This is a genomic window from Streptomyces sp. NPDC058307, from assembly GCF_042880295.1.
In the GTDB taxonomy this organism is placed as follows: Bacteria; Actinomycetota; Actinomycetes; order Streptomycetales; family Streptomycetaceae; genus Streptomyces.
In genome coordinates, this window is the sequence record NZ_JBHVYZ010000024.1 from 51,264 (window position 1) to 61,253 (window position 9,990).

The window sequence follows — 9,990 nt, forward strand, 5'->3', positions numbered from 1 at the left end:
ATCGGTCACGCAAGGCGGACACTCTCAGGAAACAGACAGCATAAGGGGTTTCTCATATGCGCCTCACAAGAACATCAAATGTGGACACATAAAGACTGTCTAATGTCCGGGGAATGCATTCCGAGCCTGCCACCGAAAGCCGTGCCGACATGCGCGGTCACCGCCGCAAACGCGGTAGTAACGGGTCCGCCGAGGGTCCCGTGTTCGTTGACAACTCCGGGCGCCGCTCCAAGATGCTGCGCCGGATCGGCCTTCTCCTCGGTGTCCTGTCCCTCGGCTACGCCGTCGTGCTGGGCCTGGCCTTCATGGGCATCGGTGTCTCCAGCACGACGCTGCTGCCCTTCGCGGGCGGCGGCCCCGGCGGTTCCTCCAACTCCGGCCCGGGTGGTCTCCAGCCGCAGGGCGGTCTCGGCACCCCGCCGGCCCAGCCCACCGGCGCTCCGCCCGCCGGTGCCGCCACGGGCGCTCCGCCGAGCGCCGTCCCGACCGCGACCGCGACCGCCTCCGCGGCCTCCAACTGACCGGAACGGCCCACCACATGACCACGACGACGCCCTCACGCGGCCGCCGGCGTGCCCCCTCCCGCATCGAGCGGGCGGCGGGCAAGGCCGCGGCGCTGCAGAAACCGAGGGTCATCCTCGCCCTGCTGCTCCTGCTCGGCCTGACCAGTGTGATGCTGCTCGACGGCTATCTGCGCGCCGAGGTCGGCGGCGACGAACGGGTGCGCGACGGCGCCAGCTCCAGCAAGGTCCCCGACAAGATCCTCAACGGCGGGCCGATCATCAGCTTCCGGGGCGGCCAGGCCATCACGACCTCCGTGCCGACCAAGACGATCGCGCTCACCTTCGACGACGGCCCGAACCCGACGTACACCCCCGACGTCCTGAAGATCCTGAAGAAGTACAACGCCCCGGCGACCTTCTTCCTGGTCGGTTCGATGGTCTCGCGCTACCCGGGGATCGTGAAGGACATGGTCGGCCAGGGCAACGAGGTGGGCATCCACACCTTCACCCACGTCGACCTCTCCTACCAGAGCGACGCCCGCATCCGGCGGGAGATGACCCAGACGCAGCTCGCCCTCGCGGGTGCGGCCGGCATCACGACCACGCTGTTCCGGGCGCCGTACTCCTCCGAGACGGACGCGATCGACAACTACAGCTGGCCCGTCTACGAGAAGCTCGGCGAGGAGGGCTACACCAGCGTCTTCGTCGACACCGACAGCGACGACTGGAAGAAGCCGGGCGTCTCGAAGATCGTCAAGTGGGCCACGCCGTCCGGGACCTCGGGCGCCGCGGTGCTGATGCACGACGCCGGCGGCGACCGTGAGCAGACGGTCAAGGCGCTGCCGGCGTACATCAAGAAGATGCGGGCGAAGGGCTACACCTTCACCACCATCAGCGGGGTCATCGAGGCGCAGAACACCGCTGCCCGCGCGGGACAGCAGGCGAACGCGCCGGCCGGCACCGCGGGCGGACAGCTCCAGGGCCGGAATCAGAACGGGAACCAGAACGGGAACCGGAACGCCACCGACCGCCTCCAGGCCGCGCACCGCGAGGCCACCGGCACGACCCTCTACGAGGGCAGGGCGCTCGTCGTGGCCGTCGCCGTCGCCGAGTACACCGTGCCCACGCTGTCGGTCGGACTCGTGATCGTGGGTGTGGCCGTCATGGGCCGGTTCGGGATGATGCTGATCCTCGCCCGCCGCCACTACAGACTCCGCAACAAACGCCGCTTCAGCTGGGGGCCCACCGTCACCCGGCCGGTGACCGTGATCGTCCCCGCGTACAACGAGAAGGAGTGCATCGCCAACACCCTGGAGTCGTTGTCGAAGAGCACCCACCCAATCGAGATCATCGTCGTCGACGACGGCTCGTCGGACGGCACCTCCGAGATCTCGCGCGAGGCGGCCCGGACCCTCGGCATGACCAACGTCCGGGTCATCCGCCAGGAGAACGCGGGCAAGCCGGCCGCACTCAACAACGGTGTCCGCAACGCCAGTCACGACATCGTCATCATGATGGACGGCGACACGGTCTTCGAACCGGACGCCGTGCACCAGTTGGTGCAGCCCTTCGCCGACCCCGAGGTCGGCGCGGTCGCCGGCAACGCCAAGGTCGGCAACCGCAACACCGTCATCGGCGCCTGGCAGCACATCGAGTACGTGATGGGCTTCAACCTCGACCGCCGGATGTACGACCTGCTGCGCTGCATGCCCACCATCCCCGGCGCGATCGGCGCGTTCCGGCGCGAGGCGGTCCTCCAGGTCGGCGGCATGAGCGAGGACACCCTCGCCGAGGACACCGACATCACCATCGCGATGCACCGCGCGGGCCGGCGGGTCGTCTACCAGGAGCACGCACGCGCGTGGACCGAGGCACCGGGCTCCCTGAAACAGCTGTGGTCGCAACGCTACCGGTGGTCGTACGGCACCATGCAGGCGCTGTGGAAGCACCGCAAGTCCCTCACCGACAAGGGGCCCTCGGGCCGCTTCGGGCGGGTCGGCATGCCGCTGGTAGTGCTCTTCCAGATCGTCACGCCGGTCTTCGCCCCACTGATCGACGTGTTTACCGCCTACTCGATGATCTTCATCGACTTCCGGGCGGCGCTGTACGCGTGGCTCGCGGTCCTCGGCGTCCAGCTCGTGTGCGCGGCGTACGCCTTCAGGCTGGACAAGGAGCAGTACCGCTATCTGCTGATGATGCCGCTCCAGCAACTGGCCTACCGCCAGATGATGTACCTCGTCCTCATCCACTCCTGCATCACCGCGCTCACCGGCGGCCGCCTGCGCTGGCAGAAACTGAAGCGGACCGGCGAGGTCGGCACCCCGGCGGGGGTGGGCTGATGAGCTGGGAGCAGCAGGGATATCAGGAGCAGGGACACCAACCGCAGGGACACCAACCGCAGGGACACCAGCCGCAGGGGTACGGCTACGAGTACGGGTACTCGGGGTACGTAGAGCAGCCACAGCCGTATGCGCAGCAGCCCCAGCAGCCGTATCCGCAGGAGTACGTCGACCACGGCCCCTACGGACAGGGCGTGGAGCCCGAGCTGCCGGAGCCACCGGCTCCCGGGGCCCCCGCGGACGCCGGGGCGGAGGAGGAGAAGCCTCCGTCCCGGCCCCCCGGCCGCGACCGCTACTTCGACACGCTCCGGGCCGTCGCCCTGATCCGGGTCGTCACCTACCACACCTTCGGCTGGGCCTGGGCCGGCATGGTCTTCCCCTCCATGGGGATCATGTTCGGCCTGGCCGGCACGCTGATGGCGAAGTCCCTGGAGCGGCCCGCGCTCACGGTGGTCAGGAGCCGGATGCGCCGCCTGCTGCCGCCGTTCTGGTTCTGGGGCGTCTTCGTGGTCCTCGCGATGCTGGTCCACGACTGGATGCCGGGCTGGCAGATCGTCTACTGGATCGTGCCGCTCGGCGATCCGCCGGGCAACGCGTGGGGCCAGCAGGCCTGGGAGATCCTGTGGTACCTGCGGACGTACCTCTGGTTCGTGCTGCTGTCCCCGGTGCTGCTGAAGGTGTTCCGCCTGGCCCCGGTGCCGGTCCTGCTGCTGTCCCTGGCCCCGATCGTGGTCTTCCAGTTCCTGTGGGAACCGCCCGACAACCGCCTCGGCAGCGCGCTGACCGACCTCGCGACCTTCCTGTTCTGCTGGGTCCTCGGCTTCGCCCACCGGGACGGGGTCCTGGAGAGGCTGAAACCGGCGGCCGTCGTCGTGCTCTCGCTCGCCGCGATCGGGTTCGGCGGCTGGTACGCCTTCACCCACCAGGCCGAGACGGGGTCGTACGACCTCGACGACATCCCCCTCGCGCAGGCCTTCTGGTCCGCCGGGTACGTGACGCTGCTGATGTGGGCCAAGTCGTACTTCGGGATCGACTTCGCGTGGCTGGCCCGTTTCCGGCGGACCGACCGGGTCGTCACGGTCTTCAACTCCCGCGCGGTGACGATCTACCTGTGGCACGAGATCGCGCTGGTCCTCGCCGTGCCGCTGATCGACCAGTTCTGGAACGTGCCCGCCTTCGAGAAGTGGCTGCCGCTGGAGAGCCAGTGGTTCATGTTCGGCATCGGATGGATCCTGATCGCGGTGTTCGTGCTGCTGTGCGGATGGGTGGAGGACGTGGCCGGGAGGAAGAAGCCGCAGCTGCTGCCGGGAGGGCGTCGGGCCTCTTCGTGAGGGCGGCTGCAAGAATGGGGAGCGTGACCCGCGCCTCCCTGAACAAGCAGCCGCACGAAGTCGCCTCGATGTTCGACGACGTGGCGGAACGGTACGACCTGACGAACGACGTGCTGTCGCTCGGCCAGGACCGGGTGTGGCGCAAGGAGGTCGCCAGGGCCGTCGACGCCCGCCCCGCCCAGAAGATCCTGGACCTGGCGGCGGGCACGGCGACCTCGTCGCTGCCCTTCGCCCGCACCGGCGCCTATGTCGTGCCCTGCGACTTCTCGCTCGGGATGCTCCAGGTCGGCAAGCGCAAGCACACCTGGCTGCCGTTCACCGCGGGCGACGCGACACGGCTGCCCTTCAAGGACGACACCTTCGACGCCGTCACCATCTCCTTCGGGCTGCGCAACGTCCAGGACACGGACGCCGCGCTGCGCGAGATGTACCGGGTCACCAGGCCCGGCGGGCGGGTCGTGATCTGCGAGTTCTCCCACCCCACCTGGGCGCCCTTCCGCACGGTCTACACCGAGTACCTGATGCGCGCCCTGCCGCCGGTCGCCCGCGCGGTCTCCTCCAACCCCGACGCCTACGTCTACCTCGCCGAGTCCATCCGCGCCTGGCCGAACCAGCCGGCCCTCGCGGAGCGACTCCAGAAGGCGGGCTGGTCGAAGGTGGCGTGGCGGAACCTGACGGGCGGCATCGTGGCCCTGCACCGGGGCGTCAAGGAGAGCTGAGGTCCGGGCGCGCTCGGCGCCCGGCGTGCTGCACCCCGCCCTTCGTCAGAGTCCCGTCACACACCGGACCACGTACGGGTCTCCCGGCTCGTCCAGTTCGCGTTGGAGGCCGCCCCGGGGAGGCCTCGGGACGCGGGGTTCGTGGACGCCTCCGCCGCCCTCACCCGGGCCGCGGTCGCACCACACATACACCACCGAGTCCCGCGGCACCTCCGCACCGGGCTGCGGGTACTGGCGTACGACATAGTCGACGACGGCCAGATGGAAGTCCTTCCGGTCCGGCGCGTTGACGAACAGGCCCTGCGCCTGGGCCGTCTCGCGCGCGTCGACGGCCATGAGACCGACCAGACGCGGTACGCGCACTTCGGGCGTCTTGGGTGGTATGCGCACAGATGTCACCCCCAGCGGTACTGGAAGGGTAACTCCGGCCCGGCGGCGGCCGGAAGTGCCAGGTGTCTTTCTGTAGCAGACGGTTACTCTCTGTGTCCGTTCCGGAGGGAGAGCCGGAAGCAGAGTGCCTCTTCCTGGAGGCGGGGATGCGGGAAGGTCTCCGCGAGTTCCATCCCGAGGCGCTTGGCGACCGCGATCGACCGTTCGTTGCCGGGTCTGACCATCGCCACCACGTCCGGGACGCCCGCCGCCCTGAGCCGCTCCAGCGTCATCTGCGCGGCCGCCGTGGCGTACCCCTGGCCCCAGTACGCCCGCCCGAGCCGCCACCCGATCTCGATCTCGCCGGTCGGTCCCCAGTCCCGCGGCCACGGCTGGGCGCCCGTGAAGCCGACGACCTGCCCGCTCTCGTCGACCATGGTCCACAGACAGAATCCCCGCTCGGCGTCATGCCGGCGCTGGCGCGCGGTGAGCTCCTCGTAGACGTACAGCTCCGCGGACCTGCCGCCGTGGAACTCCATGACGTCCGGGTCGTCGAAGACCCGGTGCCAGGCGACGGCGTCCTCGTCGGTGGGGACACGCAGCCGTACAACAGGCAGAGCTCGGTTCACTGGGGCAGCCCTTCAGCCGGGTGATCAATTCTGCTGAATAGACTGCCCATGTCCAGTGCCGGTCGGCACGCGGATTCAGAACTTGATTCCGAACTAGATTCCGAGCCTGGGGAGATCCCGCCGTGACCGAGCCCCTGTCCGAGAACACCGCCGATGTCATCGTCGTCGGCGCGGGGCCGGCAGGCTCCACGACCGCCTACCACCTCGCCAAGTCCGGACTCGACGTGCTCCTGCTGGAGAAGACCGAGTTCCCGCGCGAGAAGGTCTGCGGCGACGGCCTGACCCCGCGTGCCACCAAACAGCTCGTGGCCATGGGCATCGACATCTCCGAAGAGGCCGGCTGGCTGCGGAACAAGGGACTTCGGATCATCGGCGGCGGCGTACGCCTCCAGCTCGACTGGCCGGAACTGGCCTCCTTCCCCGACTACGGCCTCGTCCGCAAGCGCGACGACTTCGACGAGCAGCTCGCCCGCCAGGCCCAGAAAGCCGGGGCGCGGCTCTACGAACGCTGCAACGTCGGTGCCCCGATCGTCGACGACCGCACGGGCCGCATCACCGGCGTCCACGCGAAGCTCGGCGAGGAGAAGCGCGAAGTCACCTTCCACGCCCCCCTCGTGGTCGCCGCCGACGGCAACTCCACCCGGCTCTCCCTCGCGATGGGCCTGCACCGCCGTGAGGACCGCCCGATGGGCGTCGCCGTACGGACGTACTTCGAGAGCCCCCGCCACGAGGACGACTACCTGGAGTCCTGGCTGGAGCTGTGGGACCGCCGCGGTCCCGGCGAGGACCGGCTGCTGCCCGGCTACGGCTGGATCTTCGGCATGGGCGACGGCACCTCCAACGTCGGCCTCGGCGTCCTGAACACCTCCGACTCCTTCAAGGAGCTCGACTGGCGCGAGGTGCTGAAGGCCTGGTGCGCCTCGATGCCGGAGGACTGGGGCTACACGCCGGAGAACATGACCGGGCCCATCCGCGGTGCCGCCCTGCCGATGGCCTTCAACCGCCAGCCGCACTACACCAAGGGCCTGCTCCTGGTCGGCGACGCCGGCGGCATGGTGAACCCCTTCAACGGCGAGGGCATCGCCTACGCCATGGAGTCCGGCCAGATCGCCGCCGACGTCATCGTCCAGGCCCACGCCCGCGCGACCCCCGCCCAGCGGGAGATCGCCCTGCAGCGCTACCCGAGGGTCCTCAAGGACACCTATGGCGGCTACTACACGCTGGGCCGCGCCTTCGTGAAGCTCATCGGCAACCCGAAGGTCATGAAGATCGCGGCCCAGCGCGGCCTGACCCACCCGCTGCTCATGAAGTTCACCCTCAAGATGCTCGCCAACCTCACCGACCCCACGGGCGGCGACGCGATGGACCGGATCATCAACGGGCTGAGCAAGGTGGCGCCGAAGGCGTGACGGGAACCCCTTGAGCGGAGCACCGTGGCGGGATGGACGTAGGGATCGCGTTACCCGTGTTCGTCATCCTCATCGCGGTGTCGGTGTGGGCGCTGGTCCACTCCCTCAGGCGCTGAGCGTGCCCTGAGCGCCGTTCAGCGCCTCGACGTTGGCCGCCCGGCGGGCGAACACCTCGTCCCGCCGGTCCGCCATCTGCCGCAGCGCCTCCTTGCGCTCCCGCTTGGACAGCCGGTCCAGATACACGTGCCCGTTCACATGGTCGGTCTCGTGCGCGAGGCAGCGCGCGAAATAGCCGGTCCCCTCGATCACGAGCGGCTCGCCGTCCCGGTCGAACCCGCGCACCACGGCCCGGTCCGGACGCGGTACGTCCATGACGGCGCCCGGCACCGACAGGCACCCCTCGCTGTCGTCGAGGAGCCTGCGCGCGGCGGGGTCCAACTGGTCGGGCACCGGGTTGACGATGTGTCCGACATGCCGGACACCGTCGTCGTCGGGGCAGTCGTACACGAAGAGCCGCAGATCGACGCCGACTTGGTTCGCCGCGAGTCCCGCCCTCTCGGCGATGTACATCGTCAGGAACATGTCGTCGATCAGCGCGGCGAGACCGGGACCGAACTCGGTCAGGTCCCGGCACGGCCTGCGCAACACCTCCTCGCCGACCGGCCACAGCCGCATACGGTTCCGGCGGGGTTGGAGACGGGGGTTCGCGTCAGGGACCGTGGGGGTCACGGAAACCAGCAGGGCCGCAGCCCCCGAGCGGCTGCGGCCCTGCCAAGCTTTTACGGGGTCAGAGAACCCGCACCGCTCCGGTCGGCGGGTCGTAGGACAGCGGCTTCTCGGCGACACCCGTCGAGGGGTTCTGCGCGCCGACGAACATGCCGTCACCGACGTACACGGCCACGTGGTACGCGCTGCCCGCGCCGCCCCAGTACAGGATGTCGCCCGGCTGGAGGTTGCTCAGCGAGACCTGGGTGCCCGCGGTCGACTGGTCCTGCGAGACGCGCGGCAGGTCGATGCCGACCTGGCTGAACGCCGCCTGCACGAGGCCGGAGCAGTCCCAGGAGTTGGGGCCGGTGCCGCCGGAGACGTAGGCGTCACCGACCTGAGCCTTCACGAAGGCGATGACGGCCGCGGCCGAACCGGTGGCCGTGGACGAGCTCGTGGAGACACTGGTGCTCGCCGAGGCGGACAGGGTGGCCCGCTGGGAGCTGCGCGAGGCGGCCTCCTCGGCGGCGGCCCTGCGAGCCTCCTCGGCCTTCTTCTTGGCCTCCGCCTTCTTCTTGGCCTCCGCGAGGTCCGCCTTGGCCTGCTTCGCGGCCTTTGCGGCGGCCGCGTCACGCTCGGCCTGCAGCTGGTAGTTGGCGGCGGCCTGCTGCATCGCGTCGGCGGACTCGGCGACCTGGCTGCCCAGGTCGGCCGACAGGGTGGGCAGTTCGAGGGTCTGCGTCGTCGACTCGGCGGCGAACGCCGAAGCCGACGCGCCCGCCGCTGCCATGCTGAGCACACCACCGGCGACTCCGGCGCGCACGGCGATCGAAGTCGTCGCGCTGCGGCGGGGTTTCCGGTGGCTGCGTATGTGAGCGGTGTGGGACATGAGACCAACTGGTATCAGGGGCTCCTCCATACCTTCAAGAAACGTGTGGTGCGCCACAGTTGTTCAATCGGCGGCCCGAATACCTGGTGTCTCCTTCTTTATTGACGCCGTAACGGACATTGCGGACGCACGCGATCAAGCCTGTGATCATGGGCTTTCGCTGTTACGCCCGAATTGCCCCGCAGCTACCATCGGTTGGGGCGGATGGCCAAGCCCCCTTCTTGTGGATCTCTCATGCATGTGGCGGAGGTCACGCAACGGTTACGGCGACGGCTGCGTCCGGAGCCGGTCGGCGCTCGTGAATGTGTGCACGCGTCCACACTCGTCCCCGCGCCTCCCTCTGATGTGTGAACGCGGCCCTCTACCAAGCGCTCGCGTCCAGCACCAATTTGCATGCAGGAGAACTCTCTTGATATGGAGACGCCTCTCCCGACCTGCGCCGACGAGCGGAAATGTCACCTCTGGTGATCACTTGGAAGCTTCCCGTGTGAAGATCACCGCTGATCCGACTTCATGATCCTTCGTCTGGTGGTGGAGATCACAAAGCTTGTGCAATACCCCGTGTCGCAGATCACAGACCGGCGGGCATAAGATGCGGGTCAGTTGGGCTTGTGACCTGCTTCACATGTTCGCGATCTTCGTCGGGACGGACGGAGGTCAGAGGGGCGTATGAAGCGGGTGTGAGTCCGATGCCATCGCCAGCAGTCAGTGCCGACTGAGAGGAGCGAGGAGCGGTGAACGCTTATGCGCCCATCCTCGTACTGGGAGCCCTCGGGGCAGGCTTTGCGATCTTCTCCGTGGTCATGGCCACGTTGATCGGACCAAAGCGGTACAACCGGGCCAAGCTCGAGGCCTACGAGTGCGGTATCGAGCCGACCCCCACGCCGGCCGGCGGCGGGCGCTTCCCCATCAAGTACTACCTGACGGCGATGCTCTTCATCGTCTTCGACATCGAGATCGTCTTCCTCTACCCCTGGGCCGTCACCTTCGACGCCCTGGGTGTTTTCGGGCTCGTGGAGATGCTGCTCTTCGTGCTCACCGTCTTCGTCGCGTACGCGTACGTATGGCGGCGCGGCGGCCTGGAATGGGACTGAGGG

10 protein-coding genes are annotated in these 9,990 nt (G+C 68.6%); 6 read left to right on the plus strand and 4 right to left on the minus strand.

Annotated features, from left to right (window positions below; translation table 11 throughout):
• Positions 1-200 precede the first annotated feature (200 nt).
• From ACFVYN_RS19080 to ACFVYN_RS19095, 4 genes are read left to right on the plus strand one after another with little or no spacing between them, the layout of a single operon-like run.
• Positions 201-521, plus strand: a complete 321-nt coding sequence (locus ACFVYN_RS19080; protein WP_389999757.1) for a hypothetical protein — start codon at positions 201-203, stop codon at positions 519-521.
• Positions 522-538: 17 nt separating this feature from the next.
• Positions 539-2,842 (plus strand): bifunctional polysaccharide deacetylase/glycosyltransferase family 2 protein, encoded by a 2,304-nt coding sequence (locus ACFVYN_RS19085; RefSeq protein ID WP_389999760.1) that lies wholly within the window; start codon positions 539-541, stop codon positions 2,840-2,842.
• Positions 2,842-4,173, plus strand: a complete 1,332-nt coding sequence (locus tag ACFVYN_RS19090; RefSeq protein ID WP_389999763.1) for an acyltransferase — start codon at positions 2,842-2,844, stop codon at positions 4,171-4,173. Before ACFVYN_RS19085 ends, ACFVYN_RS19090 begins: the two co-directional genes overlap by 1 nt.
• Before the next feature lie 23 nt (positions 4,174-4,196).
• Entirely contained in the window at positions 4,197-4,892 is a 696-nt protein-coding gene (locus tag ACFVYN_RS19095; RefSeq protein ID WP_389999766.1) for a demethylmenaquinone methyltransferase, read from the plus strand.
• Positions 4,893-4,937: 45 nt separating this feature from the next.
• Here ACFVYN_RS19095 and ACFVYN_RS19100 read toward each other — a convergent pair whose 3' ends face one another.
• Positions 4,938-5,255: a PASTA domain-containing protein gene (locus ACFVYN_RS19100; RefSeq protein ID WP_389999885.1), complete on the minus strand. Its 318-nt coding sequence runs from the start codon at positions 5,253-5,255 to the stop codon at positions 4,938-4,940.
• 110 nt (positions 5,256-5,365) lie between these two features.
• Positions 5,366-5,890 (minus strand): GNAT family N-acetyltransferase, encoded by a 525-nt coding sequence (locus tag ACFVYN_RS19105; protein ID WP_389999769.1) that lies wholly within the window; start codon positions 5,888-5,890, stop codon positions 5,366-5,368.
• Positions 5,891-6,012: 122 nt separating this feature from the next.
• Here ACFVYN_RS19105 and ACFVYN_RS19110 point away from each other — a divergent pair, with 122 nt between their 5' ends.
• Complete coding sequence (locus ACFVYN_RS19110) at positions 6,013-7,299, plus strand: geranylgeranyl reductase family protein (RefSeq protein ID WP_351990383.1); 1,287 nt, start codon at positions 6,013-6,015, stop codon at positions 7,297-7,299.
• Positions 7,300-7,404: 105 nt separating this feature from the next.
• On the opposite strand, the gene def is transcribed toward ACFVYN_RS19110, so the two are convergent.
• Positions 7,405-8,040, minus strand: coding sequence for a peptide deformylase (gene def, locus ACFVYN_RS19115; protein ID WP_389999888.1), 636 nt, complete (start codon positions 8,038-8,040; stop codon positions 7,405-7,407).
• Positions 8,041-8,086: 46 nt separating this feature from the next.
• On the minus strand, positions 8,087-8,893 hold the full coding sequence (locus ACFVYN_RS19120; RefSeq protein ID WP_389999772.1) for a C40 family peptidase: 807 nt from the start codon (positions 8,891-8,893) through the stop codon (positions 8,087-8,089).
• A gap of 734 nt (positions 8,894-9,627) precedes the next feature.
• On the opposite strand from ACFVYN_RS19120, the gene ACFVYN_RS19125 reads away from it, so the two are divergent.
• On the plus strand, positions 9,628-9,987 hold the full coding sequence (locus ACFVYN_RS19125) for an NADH-quinone oxidoreductase subunit A (protein WP_007383963.1): 360 nt from the start codon (positions 9,628-9,630) through the stop codon (positions 9,985-9,987).
• Positions 9,988-9,990 lie beyond the last annotated feature (3 nt).

Excerpts from the sequence above, each read along its gene's own strand:
- ACFVYN_RS19090 (WP_389999763.1), top strand. The coding sequence starts at position 2,842 with ATGAGCTGGGAGCAGCAGGGATATCAGGAGCAGGGACACCAACCGCAG.
- ACFVYN_RS19085 (WP_389999760.1), top strand. The coding sequence starts at position 539 with ATGACCACGACGACGCCCTCACGCGGCCGCCGGCGTGCCCCCTCCCGC.
- ACFVYN_RS19120 (WP_389999772.1), bottom strand. The coding sequence starts at position 8,893 with ATGTCCCACACCGCTCACATACGCAGCCACCGGAAACCCCGCCGCAGC.